At 64.0% G+C, this 21,859-nt stretch carries 21 protein-coding genes; 12 read left to right on the top strand and 9 right to left on the bottom strand.

Features of this window, described 5'->3' with window-relative positions:
- The first annotated feature begins 2 nt into the window (after nucleotides 1-2).
- Nucleotides 3-1,052, top strand: coding sequence for a hybrid-cluster NAD(P)-dependent oxidoreductase (locus FIV09_RS19010; RefSeq protein WP_152453055.1), 1,050 nt, complete (start codon nucleotides 3-5; stop codon nucleotides 1,050-1,052).
- A gap of 4 nt (nucleotides 1,053-1,056) precedes the next feature.
- Here the strand turns inward: FIV09_RS19010 and FIV09_RS19005 are convergent, their stop codons facing one another.
- Genes FIV09_RS19005 through FIV09_RS18985 form a run of 5 tightly spaced genes read right to left on the bottom strand, consistent with a single transcriptional unit; the run spans nucleotide 1,057 to nucleotide 6,041 of the window.
- Nucleotides 1,057-2,682, bottom strand: coding sequence for an AMP-binding protein (locus tag FIV09_RS19005; protein WP_152453053.1), 1,626 nt, complete (start codon nucleotides 2,680-2,682; stop codon nucleotides 1,057-1,059).
- Nucleotides 2,683-2,720: 38 nt separating this feature from the next.
- Nucleotides 2,721-3,548 (bottom strand): tryptophan 2,3-dioxygenase, encoded by an 828-nt coding sequence (kynA, locus tag FIV09_RS19000; RefSeq protein ID WP_152453051.1) that lies wholly within the window; start codon nucleotides 3,546-3,548, stop codon nucleotides 2,721-2,723.
- Complete coding sequence (locus tag FIV09_RS18995) at nucleotides 3,545-4,702, bottom strand: acyl-CoA dehydrogenase family protein (protein ID WP_152453049.1); 1,158 nt, start codon at nucleotides 4,700-4,702, stop codon at nucleotides 3,545-3,547. Before FIV09_RS18995 ends, kynA begins: the two co-directional genes overlap by 4 nt.
- A gap of 59 nt (nucleotides 4,703-4,761) precedes the next feature.
- Nucleotides 4,762-5,562, bottom strand: a complete 801-nt coding sequence (locus FIV09_RS18990; RefSeq protein ID WP_152453047.1) for an enoyl-CoA hydratase family protein — start codon at nucleotides 5,560-5,562, stop codon at nucleotides 4,762-4,764.
- The gene (locus FIV09_RS18985; protein WP_152453163.1) at nucleotides 5,559-6,041 is read right to left on the bottom strand and encodes a MarR family winged helix-turn-helix transcriptional regulator; all 483 of its coding nucleotides are present in this window, start codon (nucleotides 6,039-6,041) and stop codon (nucleotides 5,559-5,561) included. The genes FIV09_RS18990 and FIV09_RS18985 overlap by 4 nt, the downstream gene beginning before the upstream one ends.
- Nucleotides 6,042-6,376: 335 nt before the next feature.
- On the opposite strand from FIV09_RS18985, the gene FIV09_RS18980 reads away from it, so the two are divergent.
- From FIV09_RS18980 to FIV09_RS18940, 9 genes are all read left to right on the top strand, one after another.
- Nucleotides 6,377-7,576, top strand: coding sequence for an ABC transporter substrate-binding protein (locus FIV09_RS18980; protein WP_152453045.1), 1,200 nt, complete (start codon nucleotides 6,377-6,379; stop codon nucleotides 7,574-7,576).
- Between the two features lie 26 nt (nucleotides 7,577-7,602).
- A complete protein-coding gene (locus FIV09_RS18975) occupies nucleotides 7,603-8,520 on the top strand; it encodes a branched-chain amino acid ABC transporter permease (RefSeq protein WP_152453043.1) in 918 nt (305 codons plus the stop codon).
- Nucleotides 8,520-9,512, top strand: coding sequence for a branched-chain amino acid ABC transporter permease (locus FIV09_RS18970; protein ID WP_152453042.1), 993 nt, complete (start codon nucleotides 8,520-8,522; stop codon nucleotides 9,510-9,512). The genes FIV09_RS18975 and FIV09_RS18970 overlap by 1 nt, the downstream gene beginning before the upstream one ends.
- Nucleotides 9,509-10,261, top strand: coding sequence for an ABC transporter ATP-binding protein (locus FIV09_RS18965; protein WP_152453040.1), 753 nt, complete (start codon nucleotides 9,509-9,511; stop codon nucleotides 10,259-10,261). Before FIV09_RS18970 ends, FIV09_RS18965 begins: the two co-directional genes overlap by 4 nt.
- Complete coding sequence (locus FIV09_RS18960; RefSeq protein ID WP_152453038.1) at nucleotides 10,261-10,950, top strand: ABC transporter ATP-binding protein; 690 nt, start codon at nucleotides 10,261-10,263, stop codon at nucleotides 10,948-10,950. The genes FIV09_RS18965 and FIV09_RS18960 overlap by 1 nt, the downstream gene beginning before the upstream one ends.
- A 19-nt stretch (nucleotides 10,951-10,969) precedes the next feature.
- Entirely contained in the window at nucleotides 10,970-11,422 is a 453-nt protein-coding gene (locus tag FIV09_RS18955) for a cupin domain-containing protein (RefSeq protein WP_152453036.1), read from the top strand.
- A 4-nt stretch (nucleotides 11,423-11,426) separates the two neighbouring features.
- The gene (locus FIV09_RS18950; protein ID WP_152453034.1) at nucleotides 11,427-12,662 is read left to right on the top strand and encodes a flavin-dependent oxidoreductase; all 1,236 of its coding nucleotides are present in this window, start codon (nucleotides 11,427-11,429) and stop codon (nucleotides 12,660-12,662) included.
- Nucleotides 12,663-12,742: 80 nt separating this feature from the next.
- Nucleotides 12,743-13,000: a hypothetical protein gene (locus FIV09_RS18945; protein WP_152453033.1), complete on the top strand. Its 258-nt coding sequence runs from the start codon at nucleotides 12,743-12,745 to the stop codon at nucleotides 12,998-13,000.
- Nucleotides 12,997-13,299, top strand: coding sequence for a CcdB family protein (locus FIV09_RS18940; RefSeq protein ID WP_152453031.1), 303 nt, complete (start codon nucleotides 12,997-12,999; stop codon nucleotides 13,297-13,299). Before FIV09_RS18945 ends, FIV09_RS18940 begins: the two co-directional genes overlap by 4 nt.
- Before the next feature lie 2 nt (nucleotides 13,300-13,301).
- On the opposite strand, the gene FIV09_RS18935 is transcribed toward FIV09_RS18940, so the two are convergent.
- Nucleotides 13,302-14,051 carry an SDR family NAD(P)-dependent oxidoreductase gene (locus FIV09_RS18935; RefSeq protein WP_152453029.1) on the bottom strand — a complete coding sequence of 250 codons (750 nt, stop codon included), beginning with the start codon at nucleotides 14,049-14,051 and terminating at the stop codon, nucleotides 13,302-13,304.
- A complete protein-coding gene (locus FIV09_RS18930) occupies nucleotides 14,048-16,336 on the bottom strand; it encodes a bifunctional salicylyl-CoA 5-hydroxylase/oxidoreductase (RefSeq protein WP_152453027.1) in 2,289 nt (762 codons plus the stop codon). Before FIV09_RS18930 ends, FIV09_RS18935 begins: the two co-directional genes overlap by 4 nt.
- Nucleotides 16,337-16,496: 160 nt before the next feature.
- Here FIV09_RS18930 and FIV09_RS18925 point away from each other — a divergent pair, with 160 nt between their 5' ends.
- Together FIV09_RS18925 and FIV09_RS18920 are read left to right on the top strand one after the other, a co-directional pair.
- The gene (locus tag FIV09_RS18925) at nucleotides 16,497-16,916 is read left to right on the top strand and encodes a thioesterase family protein (protein WP_152453025.1); all 420 of its coding nucleotides are present in this window, start codon (nucleotides 16,497-16,499) and stop codon (nucleotides 16,914-16,916) included.
- Nucleotides 16,913-17,311 (top strand): RidA family protein, encoded by a 399-nt coding sequence (locus FIV09_RS18920; RefSeq protein ID WP_152453023.1) that lies wholly within the window; start codon nucleotides 16,913-16,915, stop codon nucleotides 17,309-17,311. Before FIV09_RS18925 ends, FIV09_RS18920 begins: the two co-directional genes overlap by 4 nt.
- A 34-nt stretch (nucleotides 17,312-17,345) precedes the next feature.
- On the opposite strand, the gene FIV09_RS18915 is transcribed toward FIV09_RS18920, so the two are convergent.
- Both FIV09_RS18915 and FIV09_RS18910 read right to left on the bottom strand, forming a co-directional pair.
- Nucleotides 17,346-20,408 carry an efflux RND transporter permease subunit gene (locus FIV09_RS18915; protein WP_152453021.1) on the bottom strand — a complete coding sequence of 1,021 codons (3,063 nt, stop codon included), beginning with the start codon at nucleotides 20,406-20,408 and terminating at the stop codon, nucleotides 17,346-17,348.
- A 4-nt stretch (nucleotides 20,409-20,412) separates the two neighbouring features.
- Entirely contained in the window at nucleotides 20,413-21,492 is a 1,080-nt protein-coding gene (locus FIV09_RS18910) for an efflux RND transporter periplasmic adaptor subunit (protein WP_172975799.1), read from the bottom strand.
- Between the last annotated feature and the right edge of the window lie 367 nt (nucleotides 21,493-21,859).

Below are 21,859 nucleotides of genomic sequence, written 5' to 3'. Positions count from 1 at the left end.
GCATGGCGGATCACTGGACCGACAACGAGCCGCTTGAATGCACCATCGTGGTGCCGGAAGCGCCGGGCGTGCGCACCTTCGCCTTCCGTTCGCCGTCGGGGAAGACCTTCGACTACAAGCCGGGTCAGTTCATCACGCTTGAATTGCCGCTTCCCGGAGGGCCGATCGAGCGGACCTACACGCTGTCGTCAACGCCGTCCCGTCCGCTGACGCTGTCGGTGACGGTCAAGCGGCAGGAGGGCAGCGTCGGCACGGCGTGGATGTTCGAGCACCTCAAGCCCGGCATGCGGCTCAAGGCCTTTGGGCCTGCCGGGCAATTCACCCTCGGTGATCCCAAAGCGAAATACCTGCTGATCTCGGCGGGCTCCGGCATCACCCCGATGATGTCGATGGCCTCGTTTCTCTACGATTTCGGCGACAACCCGGATGTGCGCCTCATTGCCTGCGCGCGGCGACCGTCCGACCTGATCTTCCGCCAGCGCCTCATTCACATGGCCAGCCGCGTGCCCGGCCTGCACCTGAGCTTCGCCGTGACCGAGGAAGAGCCCTACGAGGTCTGGACTGGCTATCTGGGCCGCCTCAATCAGCTGATGCTGGGCCTGATGGCGCCCGATTACCTCGACCGGGACATCTATTGCTGCGGGCCCGAGGATTTCATGACGATGGTGCGCGAGGCGCTGATCGGCATGGGCTTCGACATGGACCGATATCACCAGGAAAGCTTCGCAGCACCCGCCGCATTGGCCGAAGAGGTGCCCGAGTTTGACGATTTCGCCCCGCAGGACGCAGCGGGCGCCGAGGTGGTCTTTGCGAAATCCGGTGTCACCGTGGAGTGTTTCGAGACCGATACGATCCTCAGTCTTTCGCGCGCGAAAGGTCTGCGTATCCCGTCGGGCTGCACCTTCGGGATCTGTGGCACCTGCAAGGTCAAAAAGCGCGCGGGCGAGGTGCACATGGTCCACAACGGCGGCATCTCGGAGGAAGATATCGAGGCAGGCTATATCCTCGCCTGCTGCTCCAATCCCAAGGGCCGGGTCGAGATCGAGGCGTGAAGCCTCACCCCTCTTTCAGGCGGAACCGCTGGATCTTCCCGGTCTCGGTTTTGGGCAGCGCATCGACGAAATGCACCCGACGGGGGTATTTGTAGGGCGCGATGGTCGCTTTGACGTGGTCCTGTAGTGCCTTGACCAGCGCGTCGCCGGGGGTTGCGCCTTCGCTCAATACCACATGCGCCTCGACGACCTGTCCGCGTTCGGGATCGGGCGCGCCCACCACGGCGCATTCCGCGACCGCCTCATGGGACAGAAGGGCGGCTTCCACCTCGGGCCCTGCGATGTTGTAGCCCGATGAGATGATCATGTCGTCGTTGCGCGCGGCAAAATGCAGGTAGCCGTCTTCGTCCATGACGAAAGCATCGCCGGTGACGTTCCAGCCACCGACCACGTATTCCTTCTGCCGATCATCCGCGAGATAGCGGCAGCCGGTCGGGCCGCGTACGGCCAATCTACCGACCGTGCCGCGGGGTACCGACGCGCCGTCTTCGCCGATGACCTTCGCCTCGTAGCCGGGCACCGTCTTGCCGGTGCAGGCCGGGCGGTGATCGTCGAAACGGTTCGAGATGAAGATATGCAGCATCTCGGTCGCGCCGATCCCGTCGAGCATGGGCTTGCCGGTTTTCTCGATCCATTCGTCATAGACCGGCGCGGGCAGCGTTTCGCCCGCAGAAATCGCAGCCCGCAGGGAGGACAGATCCGCGCCGTCCTCCATCGCACGCAGCATGACACGGTAGGCGGTGGGCGCGGTTAGACATACCGTCGCCCGATGCTCCTCGATGATCTCGATCATGTTCGGAGGCGATGCGTTTTCCAGAAGCGTTGCCGCCGCCCCGAAGCGCAGCGGGAAGACCGCGAGACCACCCAGACCGAAGGTGAAGGCGAGGGGCGGAGAGCCCACGAAAACATCATCCGGCGTGACGTTGAGCACGTTCTTGGCATAGCCATCGGCGATGATCAGGATGTCGCGGTGAAAATGCATCGTGGCCTTGGGGTTGCCCGTGGTCCCCGAGGTGAAGCCCAAAAGGGCGACGTCATCGCGCCCCGTGTCCACTGCGTCGAACTGCACGGGCTTGGTCAGCGCAAGGCGATCCAACTCTGCATCGTGGTTCGAGGTACCGTCGAACCCCACCACTTTCTGCAGATGCGCGCTGTCCTTCGCGCAGGTCACCATCTCGTCCATGAGCCGCGTGTCGCAGAGCGCAAATTGCACCTCGGCCTTGTCGACGATCTTTCCCAACTCGCCCGCGCGCAGAAGTGGCATGGTGTTTATGACGACCGCACCCGCCTTCGTCGCGGCCAGCCAGGCGGCGACCATGGCGGGGTTGTTGGCCGACCGGATCAACACGCGGTTGCCGGGCTTCACGCCCAGATCTTCGACCAGCGCATGGGCCAGCCTGTTGGTCCAGTCCGACAGCTCTTTGTAGGTACGCTGACGCCCGTTGCCGATCAGCGCGACGTGATCGCCAAAGCCGCGTTCGACCATGGCGTCCGTCAACTCGACGCCCACATTCAACCGTTCGGGGTAATCGAAGCCATCCATCAGGAATTCGGGCCATTGATCTGCAGGCGGCAGGTTGTCCCGCGTGAAGCTGTCGGTATGGGCCGAGGGCCCCAGAGTGTGTGTCATATCAAGGCTCCCTGTCGGTGCGCCCCGTTTGGACGGGGTCAGAGTTGGGTGCGAACGTGCCAGAGTTCGGGGAAGAGCTCGGTTGCGAGCATCTTCTTGAGATACGCCACACCCGCCGTGCCGCCGGTGCCGCGTTTGAAGCCGATGACGCGCTCAACGGTGGTAACGTGGTTGAAGCGCCAGCGGCGGAAGTAATCCTCGAGATCGACGAGCTTCTCGGCCATCTCGTAAAGCGTCCAGTGCCGGGCCGTGTCGCGATAGACCTGCGCCCAAAGTGCGCTGATCCGGTCGTCGGGTGCGTGCGGAACCTCGGCAGGCGCGGCGATTGCCCCCTCGGGGACGGCCATGCCGTGACGCGCTGCGAAAGCCAGCACTTCCTGATAAAGCGAAGGGCGGGCAAGCTCCGTCTCCAGCACGGCGGCGGCGGCTGCATCATGGGCATGGGCCGCCATCATCGCGCGGTTGCGATTGCCGAGCGCGAACTCGATGAGTCTGTATTGCAGGGACTGGAACCCCGAGGATTGCCCGAGCCGCGCGCGAAACGTCGTGTAATCCGACGGCGTCATGGTGCGCAGTACATCCCAGGCATTGTTGAGCTGCTCCATGATGCGGCTCACCCGGGCGAGCATCTTGAACGCCTCGCCCGTGCGATCCTCGGAGAGGGAACGCCGAGCGGCGTCAAGCTCGGTCAACATCAGCTTCATCCACAACTCAGACGTCTGATGCTGGATGATGAATAGCATCTCGTCCGGCGCGTCGGTCAGCGGACGCTGCGCATCAAGCAATCGGTCGAGGCCAAGGTAATCGCCATAGGACATGCGCGCGGAGAAGTCGGTCTCGGCCCCTTCTGCGCGCGGGTCGGTCATGTCGCGGCCTCCGACAGGGCGGCGCGCGCGATGATGACCTTCTGGACGTCCGAGGCGCCCTCATAGATGCGCAGTGCGCGGATTTCGCGATACAGCCGCTCGACTGTCTGGCCGGAGCGGACGCCATCGCCGCCATGCAATTGCACCGCGGCATCGATGACCTTCTGGGCTTCGTCCGTGGCGTAGAGCTTCGCCATCGCGGCTTCCCGGCTGACGCGCGGGGCACCCTGATCTTTGGTCCAGGCGGCGCGGTAGACCAGCAACGCCGAGGCATCGACGCGCAATGCCATCTCGGCGATATGGGCCTGCACCATCTGCAACTCTGCCAGTTTCTCGCCCTGCACTTCGCGGGACGTGACCCGCGTGAGCGCCTCGTCGAGCGCGCGGCGGGCAAAGCCAAGTGCTGCGGCGGCGACCGTGGTGCGGAACACGTCGAGCACCGACATGGCGATCTTGAAGCCCTGTCCCGGCGCGCCGATCATTGCCAATTTCGGGATGCGGCATCCGCTGAACCGCAAGGTCGCAAGGGGATGCGGCGCGATGGTGTCGAGCCGTTCGGCAATCTCCAGTCCGGGCGTGTCCGCAGGCACCACAAAGGCCGACAGACCCTTTGCGCCCGGCCCTTCGCCGGTGCGGGCGAAAAGCGTGTAGACATCGGCGATGCCGCCGTTGGAGATCCAGGTCTTTTCGCCGTCGAGTACGTAAGCGTTGCCGTCCTCGGTCGCGGTCATGGTTGAATTGGCCACGTCCGAGCCCGAGCGCGGTTCGGTCAGCGCAAAGGCGGAAATGGCCTTGCCCGTACGGGTGAGCGGCAGCCATTCGGCGCGCTGATCGTCGGTGCCGAACAGCGATAGCGCCCCGGTTCCGAGACCCTGCATCGCGAAGGCGAAATCCGCCAGACCGTCATGGCGCGCCAGCGTTTCGCGCGACAGACACAGGGTGCGCACGTCCAGCGGCTTGGGATCGGCGGGATCGGCGGCGGTGGGCATCAGCCAGCCATCAGCCCCCAATCGGGCCACCAGATCGCGGCAGGCGTCATCCGTTGCCGCATGATCAATCGCCCCGTAACCCGACATCCACTCGTCCAGCGCCGTGGCATGCGCGCCATGCCTCGGCTCGAAAAACGGCCAGTCGAGAAAGCTGCGATCGGGCAAGGTACGTCCTTCCTGTCTTGCGAATAGGCAGGGCCGAACGTCACGGCCCCGTGCGACATTCAATCGCCCTGAAACACCGGCTTTTCCTTGGCCACGAAGGCCTCATAGGCTCGGGTGAAATCGGCGGTCTGCATGCAGATCGCCTGGGTCTGGGCCTCGGCCTCAATGGCCTGATCGAGCGACATGGACCATTCCTGATCGAGCATAGTCTTGGTCATCATATGCGCGAAATTCGGCCCGGCGGCGATCTTGGCGGCCAGCGCCTGCGCTTCGGTCTCGAGCGCATCGGCGGGCACGACGCGGTTCCAGAAGCCCCATTTCTCGCCCTCGTCAGCGCCCATCGACCGACCGGTATAGAGCAACTCCGCCGCGCGGCCCTGGCCGATGATCCGGGGCAGCATCGCGCAGGCGCCCATGTCGCAGCCCGCAAGCCCCACGCGCGTGAAGAGAAAGGCACATTTGGCCTCGGGCGAGGCCAGCCGCATGTCGGAGGCCATCGCGATGATCGCGCCGGCACCCACGCAGATGCCGTCCACGGCGGCAATGATCGGCGTGCCGCAATGGATCATCGCCTTAACCAGATCGCCGGTCATGCGTGTGAAGGCCAGAAGCTCCTTCATGTTCATCTTCGTGAGCGGGCCGATGATCTCGTGCACATCGCCGCCCGAGCAGAAATTCCCGCCATTGGACGCAAAGACCACCGCCTTCACGCTGTCATCGGCAGCAAGATCGCGGAACCAGTCGCGCAATTCGGCATAGCTGTCGAAGGTCAGCGGGTTCTTGCGGTCGGGCCGGTCGAGCCGGAGCGTGGCGATGCCGTCCTCGATCTCGCAGCGGAAATGCGTCGTGTCGGTTCTCATGGGGCCTCCGGTGCGGATAGGGCATCGAGCTGCGCGGAGAGATGCGCCGCGTCTTCGGGGGAAATCTCTCCCAGCAACTCGGCAATCCAGGCTTCATGCGCCGTGGCCTGCCGCGCAAATTCGGTCTTGCCCGCGTCGGTCAGGTGGACGAGCGAGGCCCGGCGATCTCCGGGCACTTTCACGCGGGCGACCAGGCCGTCCTCAACGAGCCGGTCCACGATCCCGGTGACATTGCCGTTGGAGACGCGGAGCACTTCGGAAAGGGCACTCATCTTCAAACCGTCCTCGAACCGGGCGAGCGCCGCCAGCACGTCGAAGCGGGGCAGGGTGGTGTCGAACTCCGTGCGCAGACGGTCGCGCAGCACCGCCTCGATCCGGCGGGAGGTCTTCAGAAGCCGCAACCACAGGCGCAGATGTTCCTTCGCGTCGCCGTTCTGGGCGAGGGGCGGGGCGTCTTTCAGATCCGCATACTGGTCCATGATGCCTCTGGTCTTGCGTCGCGGGCGGGCCATCTCGGACCGCCAATGCCAAAACGCTAGGCGCGCCATTTTTTTATTTCAAGCAAAAAAGGTTTGAGCTTGAAATAAATCGAATCACGGGTAACGATTGATCGAAATGGGGCCCGGACAGGGTCGGACGGCGTCGATGTTTGCATCATTGCCGTTGACCGCCCCGGGCAGACAGGCTCCTCTGCGGGGCGGGCCTGACACGGAACGAAAGGTCAAAGACCGACGCTGACAGCGTGATGCACATTCATCCGGCACATCGCCCAAAGAGGCGGGGCCCACCAACAGATCAACCGGGAGATACGACCATGACATTGAAGAGAACACCTCTTGCCTCGACCTGTGCCACGCTGGCCTTGACCGGAACGGCCTTCGCCGCCGCCCATGCCGAGGCACCGGCATCTGCCAATGACGACGTGCTGAAGATCGGCCTCGTCTATACGCTATCTGGCCCCGCTGCGGCCCTTGGTGAGCAAGCGCGCAACGGCTTCATGCTGTTTGCCGAGCAGAACGAGATGCTGGGCGGCATGGAGACCGAGATCATCGTCGTCGATGACGAATTGCGTCCCGACCTCGCCGCCGACCGCGCCCGAGAGCTTGTGGCCCGCGATGCGGTCGATTTCGTGGTCGGTCCGATCTTCTCCAACATCCTGATCGCGATCCACCGTCCGGTGACAGAGACCGGCACCGTGCTGATCTCGACCAATGCGGGCACGTCGAACTTCGCGGGTGCGGAGTGCAACCCGAACTTCTTCGTGACCTCCTATCAGAACGACCAGAACCACGAGGTGATGGGCGCCTATGCGGAAAGCCAAGGCTACCAGAACGTCTTCCTGATGGCGCCGAACTACCAGGCGGGCAAGGACAGCCTCGCGGGCTTCAAGAATTCCTACACGGGCGGCATCGCGGGCGAGGTCTTTACCGAACTCGGCCAGCTCGACTTCTCGTCCGAGCTTGCGCAGATCGCGGCCTTCCAGCCCGATGCGCTGTTCACCTTCATGCCGGGCGGCATGGGTGTGAATCTCGTGAAGCAATACGATCAGGCGGGCCTCACGGGCATTCCGTTCCTGTCGGCCTTCACGGTCGATGAGACCACGCTGCCTGCGACGCAGGACGCGGCCGTCGGCCTTCTGGGCGGTGCCAACTGGGCGCCCGACATGGACAATGCCGCAAACGAGGCCTTCGTGTCAGCCTATATCGAGAAATACGACGCGGTGCCCGGCACCTACGCGATGCAGGCCTATGACGCGGCGCAGCTCATCCACAGCGCGGTTGAGAAGCTGGGCGGCGATCTGACCGATCGCGCGGCCCTGCGCGCGGCCCTGACCGAGGCCGATTTCGACAGCCCGCGCGGCGACTTCTCCTTCGGCAAGAACCAGTTCCCGATCCAGGACTTCTACGTGGTGGAAGCGGTGAAGCGGGATGACGGCATGTACGGCACCTCGATCCGTGACCAGGTCTTCGACGATTACGTCGATAACTACGCCGCAAACTGCGAGATGGAGTAAGCGCGAAGGGCGAGGGAGACCGCAGAATGACCAACCTTTTCGTGCTGCAGCTACTGAACGGCGTTCAGCTTGGCGTTCTGCTCTTCCTGATCGCGGCCGGGCTGACGCTCGTCTTCGGGATCATGGATGTGGTCAACCTCGCCCATGGCGTCCTTTACATGGTGGGCGCCTACCTGATCGCGACCTTCGCGGCTCTCACCGGCAGCTTCTGGTGGGGGCTTCTGCTGATGTTCCCTGCCGCCATCGTGGTGGGACTCGTCCTCGAAGTATTGGTGATCCGAAGGCTCTACGCGCGGTCGCATCTCGATCAGGTGCTGGCGACGTTCGGGCTCGTGATGATCGCCAATGAGGCGGTAAAGATCATCTGGGGCGTCTCGCCCCTCTCCGTTCCGCTGCCCGAGATCTTTTCCGGCTCCATCCCGCTCATGGGCCCGCTGCAATACCCGGTCTATCGCATCGCCATCATTGCCGCCGGGCTTGGCGTCGCGCTTGGGCTTTATGTCGTGGTGAACCACACGCGGATCGGCATGCTGCTGCGCGCAGGCGCCACGAACCGCACGATGGTCTCCGCGCTTGGCATCGATATCGGCAAGCTCTTCGCCATCGTTTTCACGTTGGGCGGCGTGCTGGCCTGCTTCGCGGGCGCGCTCGTCGCGCCGATCCTGTCGGTCGATACCGGCATGGGGGAAAGCGTGCTGATCCTGACCTTCGTCGTGGTGGTGATCGGTGGTATCGGGTCGGTGAAGGGCGCCTTCTTCGGCGCGATCCTTGTCGCGGTCGTCGATACGGTCGGCGGCGTCTTCGGGCCGATCTGGCTGCGCTCCGTGCTTGATCCGTCGGCGGCAGGGCAGGTAGGGCGGATGCTGGCGCCGATGCTCGTCTATATCCTTATGGCGGCGATCCTCTTCGCGAAGCCCGCGGGTCTCTTCGGAGGGCGCGGCTGATGGCGGAGGCGACCCTGAGCAGCGCGCGCCCGGCGCGCCGTCCCATCGCGGGACGCGTCCGCGCGGCCCTGATCCTGTTCGCGATCTTCGCGGCGCTACCGCCCGTGGCCGCGGCCATCGACGATCCGTTCCTCGTGCTGATCGGCACGCGCATCCTGGCCTACGCGATTGCAGCGCTCGCCCTCGATCTGATCCTGGGCTATGGCGCGATGGTGTCCTTCGGGCACGCGGCTTATCTTGGCTTCGGCACCTATGCGGTCGCGGTCCTATCGAGCTACGGGATCAACGACATCTTCGTTCAGATCGCAGCCGCGATGGGTGTCTCGGCACTCTTCGCGTTGATCACCGGCGCGATCTCGCTGCGCACCACGGGCGTCTATTTCATCATGATCACGCTGGCCTTCGGGCAGATGGCCTATTTCTTCTTCATCTCGCTGTCGGCCTATGGCGGCGATGACGGCTACGGGCTGTCGCAACGCTCGACCGTTCTGGGCAGCGACATGCTGGAGAACGACTTCACGCTCTATTACGCTACGTTGATCATGCTGATCGCGCTGTTCTGGCTGTGTCACCGCATCGTGGGCTCGCGCTTTGGGCGGGTCCTGACCGGCATCCGGGAGAACCGCGTGCGGATGGAGGCGATCGGCTATTCGCCGTTCCGCTACCAGCTGACCGCCTTCGTCATCTCGGGCTGCCTGACCGCCGTGGCGGGTGTGTTCCTGGCCAATCAGGCGGAGTTCGTCTCGCCCGCCTTCATCTCCTGGCACCGTTCGGGCGAGCTGATCGTCATGGTCGTCCTCGGCGGGATCGGCACGCTCACGGGGGCAATCGGCGGCGCGGTCGCGGTGCTGCTGCTGGAGGAGGTGCTGGGATCGCTGACCGAGCATTGGAAGCTATGGTTCGGCCTCTTCCTCGTCCTGATGGTGCTCTATTCGCCGCACGGGATTACCGGCGTCTTCAAGAAACTCGGGATCGGAGGGTCCGCGAAATGAGCCGCCTCGAGATCCGCAATCTGTGCAAATCCTTCGGTGCATTGAAAGTCACGGACGACGTGTCGCTGATTGTCGAGCCGGGCGAGCTGCATGCGATCATCGGACCCAACGGGGCGGGCAAGACCACCTTCATCTCGCAGCTCTCGGGTCAGCTCGCCTCGGATTCTGGCGATGTCCTGCTTGATGGGCAAAGCCTGATGGCGCGCTCCATGCCCGAGCGGGTGCATATGGGGCTTGCCCGGTCTTTCCAGATCACCTCCATCCTGCCCAGCTTCACCGTGCTGGAAAACGTGGCGCTTGCCGTGCAGGCGCGGTCCGGGTCGAGCTTTCGGTTCTTCGGGACGGTCGCGGACGAGGCGGCGCTGAACGACACCGCGTTGCGTGTTCTGGCAGAGGCGGGGCTTGAGGACCGGGTGGATGCGGTGGCCTCCGCGCTCAGCCATGGCGAGCATCGCCGGTTGGAGCTGGCCATTGCACTCGCGACGAAACCGCAGATCCTGCTTCTCGACGAGCCGCTCGCGGGTGTGGGGGGCGAGGACGCGGAGGCCTTCGTTGCGCGTCTCAAACGCCTGAAGGGCAGCCTCACCATGGTCCTGATCGAGCATGACATGGATGCGGTCTTCCAGCTTGCGGACCGGGTTTCGGTGCTGGTCTACGGGCAGATCATCGCGACCGGCACGCCCGAGGTCGTTCGCAACGATCCCAAGGTGCGCGAAGCTTATCTCGGCGAAGAAGAGGAGGCCGCCTGATGCTCCGCGTCGAAGGCCTCGAAGCCGCTTACGGCGAAAGCCGCATCCTGTTCGGGATAGACCTGCACGTGGACAAGGGCGAGGTGGTCACGCTGCTGGGCCGCAACGGCATGGGCAAGACCACGACGATCAAATCGATCTTCGGGATGCTGACGCCGCGTGGCGGCCGCGTTCAGGTCGATGGCAAGGACTTCACCGGCGCAGAACCCCACAAGATCGCCCATGCGGGACTTGGCCTTGTCCCCGAGGGGCGGCAGATTTTTCCCACTTTGACCGTGCACGAGAACCTCGTCGCCACGGCTCGGCCCGGCGGAAAGTGGAACGCGAAGCGGATCTATGAGCTATTCCCCCGCCTCGAGGAACGGCGCCGCAATATGGGCAGCCAGCTGTCGGGCGGCGAGCAGCAGATGCTGGCCATCGGGCGTGCGCTGATGACCAATCCGCGGCTGATCGTGCTGGATGAGGCCACTGAGGGCCTCGCGCCCCTGATCCGCGCCGATATCTGGGCGGTGCTCGCAAAGCTGAAGGACGAAGGCGAGGCGATCCTCGTCATCGACAAGAATGTCGACGCGCTGACCAAATTCGCCGACCGCCACGTCGTGATCGAGAAGGGCCAGGTGGTCTGGACCGGCACCAATTCCGAGATCCTCTCGACCCCCGAGGTCAAGGATCGCTTCCTGCACGTCTGACCCCGAAGAGGAGATCCCGATGACCATGTTGCCCGGCGTGACCAAGGCAAATTCCGGCATAGACGACATCAGCTGGAACATCCTCGGCCAGACCTATGTGCCGAAACAGAACACCGAAGCCTGCATGTCCTGGCATGCGACGCTGCCAAAGGGCACCTTCGTGCCGCCGCATATCCACCCGACGCAGGACGAGTTCATCTATGTGCTCGAAGGCCGGTTCGATCTGCTGCTGAACGGGGTCGAGGCCTATGCCGAGCCGGGCGATCTGATCCGTCTGCCGCGCGGCATCCCGCACGGGATCTTCAACAAGACCGACACGACGATCAAATGCTTCTTCTGGGTCGCGCCGACCCGGCGGCTCTATGATCTGTTCTGGGCGCTGCACAATCTCGGGCCAGAGGCGAACCCGGCGGATGTCGTCGCCGTATCGGCCGAGCACGAGGTGGATTTCCTGCCGCCGCCGGAGGAGTGATCGCATGCGGGTTCTGATCGCAGGGGCCGGGATCGGTGGGCTCACGACCGCGCTGATGCTGCATGCGCGGGGCATTCCCGTCACGATCTACGAGGCCGCGCGCGAGGTCCGCGAGGTGGGCGTGGGCATCAACGTTTTGCCCCACGCGATCAAGGAGCTTGATGCGCTGGGGCTTCTGCCCGCGCTTGATGCGGTGGGCGTGCGCACGCGTAAGCTGTCCTACCTCACCAAGCAGGGGCAGGAGGTCTGGTCTGAACTGCGCGGCATGCATGCAGGCCACGAGGTGCCGCAATTCTCCATCCATCGCGGGCGGTTGCAGAAGGTGATCCATGACGCGGTGATCGACCGGTTGGGACCGGATGCGATCCGGACGGGGCGCAGGCTCGCAGGCTTCGTGCAGGACGAATCCGGCGTGACCGCGCATTTCACCGACAGCGTTGAAGGCGGCGCGGGTGTGACCGACCGGGGCGAGGTGCTGATCTGCGCCGATGGTATCCATTCCGCCGGGCGCCGCGTGTTCTATCCCAACGAAGGCCCACCCTCTTGGCAGGGCGTCGTGATGTGGCGCGGTGCGGCGGACATGCCCGTCTGGGAAGACGGGGAAAGCATGGCCATCGGTGGCGGGCTTGGCGGCAAGTTCGTGCTGTACCCGATCGCGCCTGCGGTGAAGGGCAAGCAGCTGACGAATTGGGTCGTGAACGTGCGGATCAAGGATCCCGCGATCTCGACCCCGCCGCCCGACAGCTGGTCGCGGCAGGTGCCGCTGGCACGCGTTCTGCCGCATGCGCTGCGCTTCCATGTGCCAGGCATGGATATCGGCAAGCTTGTGCGCGCGACCAAGGCGATCTTCGAATATCCCATGGCCGACCGCGATCCGCTGCCGCGCTGGACCTTCGGGCGCATCACGCTTCTGGGCGATGCAGCGCATCCGATGTATCCCGTTGGATCGAACGGCGCGAGTCAGGCGATCCTCGATGCGCGCTGTCTGGCGGATGCGCTGGCCGGGTCCGAACATCCGCGCGCCGCCCTTTGGCGCTACGAGAAGGAGCGCCTGCCCAAGACGGCGGAGGTCGTGCGGACCAATCGCGTGGGCGGTCCGGAGCGTGTGATCGACGAGGTCGAAAAGCGTGCGCCTGCGGGCTTCAAGGATATCAATCAGATCCTCGATCACGCGCAGCGCAAGGCCATCGTCGGAGGCTATGCGGCGATGGCGGGGTATTCCGCGGTCAAGCGGGGCTGATCCGTTTCCTCGTCGCTTCCGATTGTGTTGCTAATTGTGTTGCAGTATGCGTAGCGGCATCATGAACCGGAGACCGAGCCATGCCTGCCGTCCTGAATATTCGCGACATCGGGGAAGAGCGCAAAACGGCGCTCGAAGAGGAGGCGCGGTTGCGCGGTGTGTCGATCGCGGAGGTGGTACGTGAATGCATCGACACCGGTCTGGCCGAAGCCCGGCGGGCGCGGGAAAGTGCGGAATGGCGGGCAGCGGCCAAGGCCGGTCTGAACGAGGAATTGCGCCAACTGCATGCGAACGGGCCGACCCTTGCCCGCATCCGCCAGAAGGGATTTCTCGGGTGAGCCAAGGCACGATCTTTCAGACGCGGGACGGCCTCCATCTCGTGTGCCGACTGCAGGCCGATTTGGGGATCCAGACAACCTACATCCTGTGTGCGCCGGTCATGCCGCGATCCTACTGGGGGGACTTGGTGCCGAAGTTGCACGTGGAGACCGTGATTGCGGGCGCGCCCTACGTCATCCTCGTGTCGCAGATGGTGGCGCTACCGGCATCCGAAATCGGAATAGCCGTTGGCAGTGCAGAACTTGTCCGCGATGAGCTGCTGGCCGCGGCGGACCTCTTGTTGCATGGCTTTCAGTAGGCTCAGGCCTCGCCGCCCGAGATGGAGATCGCCTGCCCGGTGATCCCCTCCGATCCGGGCCCGGATAGCCACATTGCCGCGGCAACAACCTCCGAGGGCTGGGTCAGGCGGCGCTGCGGGCTCATCTTTTCGAGTTGCCCACGGGCATCGGCGGCGGACATGCCGGTCTTCTCCATGATGTTGGCAACCGACCGCTCCGTCATTTCAGTGTCGAGAAATCCGGGGCAGAGCGCATTCACCGTCACGCCCGTCTTTGCCATCTCAAGGGCTGTGGCCTTCACCATCCCGACTACGCCGTGTTTCGCCGCCGTATAGGCCGCCACGTAGGGATAACCCTTCAGCCCGGCGGTCGACGCCACGGCGATCAGGCGGCCCCAATCGCGCTTTTTCATCTTCCGCGCGCCCTCGCGCAGGGTCAGAAAGACGCCGGTCAAGTTGACGTCGATCATCTGTTGCCAGGTGGCGAGGTCCGTCTTGGGGAAAGGCGCGGAGGCGGAGGCCCCGGCATTGGCGATGACGATATCGCAGGGGCCTGTGGCTTGATACATGGCGGCGACGGAGGCTTCATCGGTCACATCGGCGGTGACGCACCGGATCGCGTCATGGCTCGCCGCGACCTCCTGAAGGGGGCCTTCGCGGCGCCCGGCGATCCAGACATCCGCACCGGCCTCTGCATAAGCGCGCGCCAATGCGGCGCCGAGGCCCGTACCGCCTCCGGTGACCAACACGGACTTGCCGGAAAGATCACTCATACCCGGATCCCCAGACCCTCACCGCGTTCGGCCAAGCGGCGCATCTGGTCTCGCCCGGGCAAATAGGGCAGGGGCCAGGCGGTCTGATCGTCACCCAGGGCGGCGCCTGCATGCAACGTCCAGTAGGGATCGGCCAGATGTGGACGGGCCAGGGCGACGAGGTCGGCGCGTCCGGCCATCAGGATCGAATTGACGTGGTCGGGTTCGTAGATATTGCCGACCGCCATGGTGGGGATATCGCATTCGTTGCGGATCCGGTCCGAGAACGGCGTCTGGAACATGCGGCCATAAACCGGCTTCGCCTCGACGCTGGTCTGGCCGGCGGACACGTCGACAAGATCCACGCCTTCGGCACTGAACATGGCTGCGATGGCGACGGCTTCCTCGCCCTCGACGCCGCGTTCGCCAACCCAATCGGTGGCCGAGATACGTACAGACATCGGCTTTTCGGTGGGCCAGACCGCGCGCATGGCGCGGAACACTTCGAGCGGGTAGCGCATGCGGTTCTCGAGGCTTCCGCCATATTCATCCGTCCGGGTGTTCGACAGTGGCGAGATGAAGGAGGAGATCAGGTAACCATGCGCGGCGTGCAGCTCGACCATGTCGAAGCCCGCGCGGTCGGCCATCTCGGTGGCCGCGACGAATTGATCGCGCACCATGTCCATATCGGCGCGGTCCATGGCTTTTGGGATCTGACTGCCCTCGGCCCACGGGATCGCGGAGGCCGACAGAAGCGGCCAGCCGCCCTCCTTCAGAGGCGCGTCCATCTCTTCCCAACCGAGCTGCGTGGCGCCCTTGCGGCCTGCATGGCCGATCTGCATGCAGAGCTTCGCCTCGGTCTCGGCATTGGCGAAATCCACGAGACGCCTCCAGGCCGCCTCATGCTCGGGCGCGTAGAGACCGGGGCATCCTGGCGTGATCCGGCCCTCGGGCGAGACGCAGGTCATCTCCATGTAGACAAGGCCCGCACCGCCCTTGGCGCGTTCGGCATAATGCGCGAAATGCCAGTCGGTCGGGCAGCCATCCACGGCCTTGTACTGCGCCATGGGCGAGACGACGACGCGGTTGGCAAGCCGCATGTCACGCAGCTGAAAGGGCGCGAACATCGGCGCGCGATGCACGCCATTTGCGCCAGATTGCGCCTGAAACCATTCCTCGGCCTCGCGCAGCCATTGCGCGTCGCGCAGGCGCAGGTTCTCGTGACTGATCCGCTGCGAGCGCGTCAGAAGCGAATAGTTGAACTGGACCGGATCAAGGTCGAGATACCGCTCCACATCCTCGAACCATTCGGTCGAGTTGCGCGCGGCGGATTGCAGGCGCAGCACGTCAAGGCGGCGATCCTCCTGGTAGGTCTCGAACGCCTTCTCGAGTGTCGGCTTGGTCGTCACCAGCTCGGCCAGCGCGATCGCGGATTCCAGCGCCAGCTTGGTGCCCGACCCGATGGAGAAATGCGCCGTGGCCGAGGCATCGCCCAGAAGCACGACGTTCTCGTGGTGCCACTTCTCGCAGAGCACGCGGTTGAAATTCAGCCAGGCGGAGCCGCGCAGATGCTTCATGTTCGAGATCAGCGCATTGCCGTCGAGATCCTTGGCGAAGATCTTCTCGCAGGCGGCGATGGTCTCATTCTGATTCATCTTGTCAAAGCCCGCGCGGCGCCACGTCTCCTCGGAGCATTCGACGATGAAGGTCGCGGTGTCGTCGTCGAACTGGTAGGCATGGGCCCAGATCCAGCCATGCTCCGTCTTCTCGAAGATGAAGGAGAAGGCATCGTCGAACTTGGCATGGGTGCCGAGCCAGATGAACTTGCAGGCGCGGGTGTCGATCTCGGGCTTGAAGGCGTCCTCATAGCGGGTCCGCGTGCGGGAATTCACGCCATCGGCGGCCACCACAAGATCATACTCGCGGCGCAGCGCGTCGATATCCTCGACCTCCGTCTCGAAGCGCAGATCGACGCCCAATTCGCGCGCGCGGTCCTGCAAAAGAAGCAGCATCTTCTTGCGGCCGATCCCGCAAAAGCCGTGCCCGGTGGAGGTGATGCGCGTGCCATCCTTCACGACGGCGATATCGTCCCAATAGGCGAAATGTTCGCGGATCGCCTCGGCGCTTTTCGCGTCGTTCCGCGCCAGGTTGTCGAGCGTCTCGTCGGACAGGACCACACCCCAGCCGAACGTGTCATCGGCCTTGTTGCGTTCGATCACCACCACGTCGGAGGCGGGATTGCGCAGTTTGAGGCTGATGGCAAAGTAAAGGCCAGCGGGCCCACCTCCCAGACAGACGGTCTTCACGGCGTCACCTCCTATGAGCGATGTCAGGGGAAGTATCCATCGGGCCGAAGAAATTTCAAGTATAAAACTTTAGGCTTGAAGTTTTTGTCGCAGTGCCGGAAAATCGAAGGGAATTCGGCGCGATCCGAGCGCGATCAGGATATAACGGGACGGATGCGAAATGGCGGCCTACACCTATCGCAACGCGGTGATGTTTCAGCATTGCGACCCGGCCGGGATCGTTTTCTACCCGCGCTATTTCGAGATGATCAACGAAGTCGTCGAGACCCTGTTTCGTGACGCGTTGAAATGGCCATTCGCCGAGATGCATGTGCGCGACCGGACGGGCGTGCCAATGGGCCGGATCGAGACCGACTTTCACGCGGCATCGCGGCTGGGCGATGAACTGGATTGGGCATTCACCGTCACGCGGATCGGCGGGGCCAGCCTCGCAGCAAGGGTGACGGCGTCCTGCAAGGGCGAGGCGCGGCTGACGGCCGACCTGACGCTGATCTATGTCGATCTCGACGCGATGCGCTCCATCCGGTGGCCGGAGGACAAACGGGCGGCACTCGCCCAATTCATGGAGGGGACGCCGTGAGCACCATCACCATTCATCCCGAAGGCTGGAAGCCCGCGAAAGGCTACGCCAACGGTATCGTCGCAGAAGGGCGGGTCCTGTTCGTGGGGGGCCAGATCGGCTGGACCGCGGAGCAGGTTTTCGAGGCGCATGATTTCATCGGTCAGATGGTCCAGGCGTTGAAGAATATCCGCGACGTCGTGGAGGCGGCCGGCGGATCGGTCACCGATATCGCGCGGCTGACCTGGTACGTGACCGACAAGACGGAATACCTGGCCCATCAGAAAGAGATCGGCGCGGCCTACCGCGACGTGATGGGCTACCACTTCCCGGCGATGACGATGGTGGTCGTCTCCGCGCTCGTGGAAGACGAGGCCAAGATCGAGATCGAGGCGACGGCCGTTCTGCCCGACTGATCAGCTGTGGCGCCGGACCCGGCAGGGCAGGGGCTTATGACGCCGCTGCCTGCCGGGCCTCCTTGTCGGCCTTGGGGAACATCAACGAATAGAAGACCGGTGCGGCGATCAGCGTCAGGATCGACGCGAAGCCAAGCCCGCCCATGATCGTCACCGCCATCGAGGCGAAGAACGCATCCCACAAGAGCGGGATCATCCCCAGAATGGTCGTGCCCGCAGCCAGAACGACCGGACGAAGACGCGAGGTCGACGCCTGAACGATGGCCTCCCGGAACGGCACCCCGTCGGCGCGCGTCAGGTCGATCTCCTCGACCAGAACGATGCCGTTCTTGATCAGCATGCCCGAGAGCGACAGCAGTCCGAGAAGGGCCGTGAACGAGAAGGGCAGACCCGTGCCCAGAAGGCCAAGCGCCACGCCGTTCACCGCCATCGGCACCAGCAGCCAGACAATGAGCGGTTGACGCAGCTTGCCGAAGAGCAGGATCGAGATCACCACCATGATCAGGAGCGACACGGGAAGCTGACCGCCAAGGCTTTGCTGCGCTTCGGTGGAGCTTTCATATTCGCCGCCCCATTCGAGGCTGTAGCCGTCGGGCAGATCCATCGCCTCGATCGGGCCGCGCAGCTCCGTGAAGACGGCAGAGGCATTGACCCCGGCAGGCACGCCTGCCTCCACGGTGATGGTCGGCACCCGGTCGCGGCGCTGATAAAGCGTATCCTCGACGCCGTAATCGAATCCGTTGATGATCTGCTCGACGGGGATGAAATCGCCCGCCGCTTCCGAATAGACAATCTGGTCAATGAGATGGGCCGCACCGGGTTCCGCGGCCCCCGGCATCCGCACGATGATCGGGATCAGGCGGTCTTCCTCGCGGTAGACGCCCGCGCGTGATCCATCGGTCGCCGTCTGCAGTGCGGTGGCCAGATCGGCGCGGTTCACGCCTGCGGTCTGGGCCCGTTCCTCGGAATAATCCGGGCGCAGGACCAATTCCCGTTCGCGCCAATCGGTGCGCAGATCCTGCAACTGGTCCGTGGACGCGCGCATGATCCCGGCGGCCTCTTCCGCAAGCGCCCGCAGCACATCCGGATCGCTGCCCGAGAACCGCGCGGCGATCGGCGCGCCACCGCCCGGGCCGAAGGCCAACCGCTCCGTGCGGAATTCACCTTCGGGCAGGGCATTGCGGCCAAAGATTTCGAGATCGGCGCGCAGGGGCGGGATATCTTCGAGCGTCTCCGTGCGGATCACGAGATGACCATAGGTCGGCAGCGCCTCTTCGGGCGCGTAGGTCAGCATGAACCGTGTCGCACCGCCACCCACGAAGGTGGCGACGGACACCACGTCGTCGCGCGCCTCCAGCCAATCCTCGAGAACGGCCATGTCCGCCGCGGTTGCATTGATGCTGGCCCCCTGCGGCAGCTTGTAGTGCACATAGAAAAGGGGCGTGTTGCTGTCGGGGAAGAATTGCTGCTTCACCTGACCGAAGCCCCAGTAGCAGACCACGGTGATGGCCAGCAGTGCCGCAACGACGAGCCAGCGCAAACGCAGCGCGGCGCGCAGAACTGCGCCGTAAGCGCGGAAGACCGGCCCGCCATAGGGATCGGTGTCTTCGCCGCTGCCCTGTCGGAACACGTAATGCGCCAGCAGGGGCGTCGCGGTGATGGCGAGCACCCAGGAGAGCAGAAGCGAAATGCCGATCACGGCAAAGAGCGAGAACAGGAATTCGCCCGTCGCATCCGGCGATAGGCCTATGCCTGCGAAGGCCATGATGCCGATCACGGTCGCGCCCAGAAGGGGGATCTGCGTCTTGCCCGCGACGTCGGTCGCGGCCTCGCGCGAGGTCTTGCCCTGCTCCATGTCGCCCTGCATGCCCTCGGCGACGACGATGGCGTTGTCGACCAGCATGCCCATCGCGATGATGAGCGCGCCCAGTGAAATCCGCTGCATCTGAAGATCCGCGAGAGCCATGAAGAACAGCGTGCCCACGACGGTCAAGAGCAGCGTGGACCCCACCACAACCGCCGCGCGCCACCCCATGAAGAGCGCGAGCACCAGCACCACGATGCCCACCGACATGGCGAGGTTGACGAGGAAGCTCGACGAGGCCTCATCGACCACGACATGCTGTTGATAGATCGGGTGCAACGTCACGCCGATGGGGATGTCCGATTGCAACGCGTCAAGCTTTGCATCGACGGCGCGGCCCACATCGACGATGTTCTCGCCGTCCTTGCCCGAGACACCCAGCGTGAACGCCTCTTCACCGTCGAAGCGGATCAGCATGTTCGGATCGGCCACACGGCCGCGATAGACACGGGCGAAATCGGTGATCTCGATGACTTCGCCCGCAACGCCGATGGTCAGGCCGCGAATGTCATCGACCGTGCCCGAGCCTTCGGGCGCATCAATGCGGATTTCCTGGCCCATCTGGCTGACAGAGCCTGCATCCGTGACCGCGTTCGAATCCGCGATGGCCTGCACGATGGCACCGGGGGGCAGGCCCAGATTGGTGATGACGGCGGTGTCGGGCTCCACGAAGATGCGCTCCTCGGGCAGACCTGCGACGGCGACATCGGCAACACCCGTGACGGTCAGCAATTCCCGCCTGAGAAACTCGCTCATGTCGTGACGTTCGGCATCGGTGAAGCCCGGCGCGGTCACCGCGTAGAAGATGCCGTAGACATCGCCAAAATTGTCGTTCACGCGGCTCGGCCCGGCACCGCTTGGCAGGGTGCCCTGGGCATCGTTCACCCGGTTGCGCAGCTTGTCCCAAATCTGGGGCAGCTCGGTCCCGTCATAGGTCGACTCAATTTCGACCGTGATGCGGCTCACGCCCGGTTTGTTGGAGGAGGTAACGAACTTGATCTCGGACATCTGCTGGATGGCCGATTCCAGGGGCTCGCTGACTTCGGTTGCGACCTGTTCGGCGGAGGCGCCGGGATATTCCGTGAAGACCACCGCGGTTTTGATCGTAAAGGCCGGATCTTCCAGCCGTCCCATGGAGGCAAAACCCCAAAGCCCGCCCAGAAGGCAGCCGATCATCAACATCCATGTCAGAAGGGGGCGGTTGATGGCGCCCTCGGCGATACCCTTGCCCATGGGTTTACTCCCCGATCCCGGTGAATCGCCGCACGCGCTGGCCGTCCTGCAACATGGCCGCCCCCGCGCTGACGATTTCCGTGCCGGATGCGGGCCCGTCGACGATACCGACACGGCCGTCATCGCCGATCTCGATCTCGACGGGTGTCTGACGGACCGATCCGACATTCGGATCATCGCCCGAGGGCTCGAAGACCATGATCGACGGGGTCCGGTCGGCGCTGTAGACCAGCGCGGTCTCGGGGATCTGCATCCGGGTCTGATCCCCTTCGCGGGCCTCGGCCGTCACGGTCACGGATGCGCCGGGCAGAACGAAGGCGCCCGGTGTTTCGGTGAAGGCGAGAGTCACGCGGAAGGTCTGGGCGACATCAGCCGTCTCGGCCTCGAATTCACGCACGACGAGCGGATAGGTCTCGTCCGTGTCGGGCAGGCTCGCGAGGAAGCGCACGTCATCGGTGGATTGTGCGCGGCGAAACAGAATTTCGGGCACATCGATATCGACGCGGATCTCCGACATGTCCGACAGACGCACGACCGGCGTTCCGGCGGAGACGGTGGAGAAAGCCGCGGCCAGCCTGCGGACGATGAGCGCATCGAAGGGCGCGCGCAGGGTCGCGTCGGCCAGCTGTTCCTCGGCATTCTCAAGCGCGATGCGCGCGATATCGCGTTGCGTGCGGGCATCCTGGATTTGAACCTCCGCGACATTGGCGCTCGAGAGGTTCTGAAGGCGATCGAGATCGCGCTGCGCCTTGTTGAGGTTCACCTGCGCCTGGCTGACGCTCCGTTCGAGTGGCTGCAGGTCGAGCTGCGCCAGAAGCGCGCCCGCATCGTAGCTTTCGCCCTCGGAGACCGGGAATTGTTCGATCTGGCCGCTGACCTGAAAGGCGAGGTCCACGGTTTCCTTCGCGGTGACGCGCCCGAAGAAATCCCTGCGCAGCATGGCCTGCTCTGCATTCAGGGTCATCAGCTTCGCGGGCCTGACGACCTCCGTCGGCGGGGCTTCATCGTCCTGCGCTGCGACCGGTGCGGCGAACAACGTGATGAAGGACAGGATCGCGAAAGCGGAAAATGACCGAATGTGCATGAAGAGGGGCCCGTTCGTCGGAGGCCGACCATGTTGTCGAATGGCGGACGATTGCAGAATGTTTGCGCTTAAATTGTTCCGAACGCCCTGAAACGCAAGGCGCGGCATGTGTGATATGACGCAGATGAGCCGTGCGCAGAAGGCAATCGCCTAATTCTTGCCGCGTCTCTCGGTGTTTGGCGAATTCGAGACAGGAGGCGGACACGCTGCTGCGCCCATTTGAACACGGCAACGTGACTTGGCGGCAAATCGCCCATTAAACGTGTTCAGAAAATAGGCAAGAAATCTTAAATATTTGAAAAATAATCGTTTTATCGGCGTTGCTAAAAGGGCACAAGAATCAACTTCCACCGTCTCCATGTGGCGC

The sequence above is a fragment of the Roseivivax sp. THAF197b genome (genome assembly GCF_009363255.1).
Taxonomy (GTDB): Bacteria; Pseudomonadota; Alphaproteobacteria; order Rhodobacterales; family Rhodobacteraceae; genus Roseivivax.
The sequence above is the reverse complement of the archived record's forward strand: the minus strand, read 5'-3'. Positions and strand labels throughout refer to the sequence as shown.

What these genes read in the sequence shown, in the direction of transcription:
- FIV09_RS19010 (WP_152453055.1), top strand. Translation starts at nt 3, where the DNA reads ATGGCGGATCACTGGACCGACAACGAGCCGCTTGAATGCACCATCGTG.
- FIV09_RS19005 (WP_152453053.1), bottom strand. Translation starts at nt 2,682, where the DNA reads ATGACACACACTCTGGGGCCCTCGGCCCATACCGACAGCTTCACGCGG.
- kynA (WP_152453051.1), bottom strand. Translation starts at nt 3,548, where the DNA reads ATGACCGACCCGCGCGCAGAAGGGGCCGAGACCGACTTCTCCGCGCGC.
- FIV09_RS18990 (WP_152453047.1), bottom strand. Translation starts at nt 5,562, where the DNA reads ATGAGAACCGACACGACGCATTTCCGCTGCGAGATCGAGGACGGCATC.
- FIV09_RS18985 (WP_152453163.1), bottom strand. Translation starts at nt 6,041, where the DNA reads ATGGACCAGTATGCGGATCTGAAAGACGCCCCGCCCCTCGCCCAGAAC.
- FIV09_RS18980 (WP_152453045.1), top strand. Translation starts at nt 6,377, where the DNA reads ATGACATTGAAGAGAACACCTCTTGCCTCGACCTGTGCCACGCTGGCC.
- FIV09_RS18975 (WP_152453043.1), top strand. Translation starts at nt 7,603, where the DNA reads ATGACCAACCTTTTCGTGCTGCAGCTACTGAACGGCGTTCAGCTTGGC.
- FIV09_RS18970 (WP_152453042.1), top strand. Translation starts at nt 8,520, where the DNA reads ATGGCGGAGGCGACCCTGAGCAGCGCGCGCCCGGCGCGCCGTCCCATC.
- FIV09_RS18965 (WP_152453040.1), top strand. Translation starts at nt 9,509, where the DNA reads ATGAGCCGCCTCGAGATCCGCAATCTGTGCAAATCCTTCGGTGCATTG.
- FIV09_RS18960 (WP_152453038.1), top strand. Translation starts at nt 10,261, where the DNA reads ATGCTCCGCGTCGAAGGCCTCGAAGCCGCTTACGGCGAAAGCCGCATC.
- FIV09_RS18955 (WP_152453036.1), top strand. Translation starts at nt 10,970, where the DNA reads ATGACCATGTTGCCCGGCGTGACCAAGGCAAATTCCGGCATAGACGAC.
- FIV09_RS18950 (WP_152453034.1), top strand. Translation starts at nt 11,427, where the DNA reads ATGCGGGTTCTGATCGCAGGGGCCGGGATCGGTGGGCTCACGACCGCG.
- FIV09_RS18945 (WP_152453033.1), top strand. Translation starts at nt 12,743, where the DNA reads ATGCCTGCCGTCCTGAATATTCGCGACATCGGGGAAGAGCGCAAAACG.
- FIV09_RS18935 (WP_152453029.1), bottom strand. Translation starts at nt 14,051, where the DNA reads ATGAGTGATCTTTCCGGCAAGTCCGTGTTGGTCACCGGAGGCGGTACG.
- FIV09_RS18925 (WP_152453025.1), top strand. Translation starts at nt 16,497, where the DNA reads ATGGCGGCCTACACCTATCGCAACGCGGTGATGTTTCAGCATTGCGAC.
- FIV09_RS18915 (WP_152453021.1), bottom strand. Translation starts at nt 20,408, where the DNA reads ATGGGCAAGGGTATCGCCGAGGGCGCCATCAACCGCCCCCTTCTGACA.
- FIV09_RS18910 (WP_172975799.1), bottom strand. Translation starts at nt 21,492, where the DNA reads ATGCACATTCGGTCATTTTCCGCTTTCGCGATCCTGTCCTTCATCACG.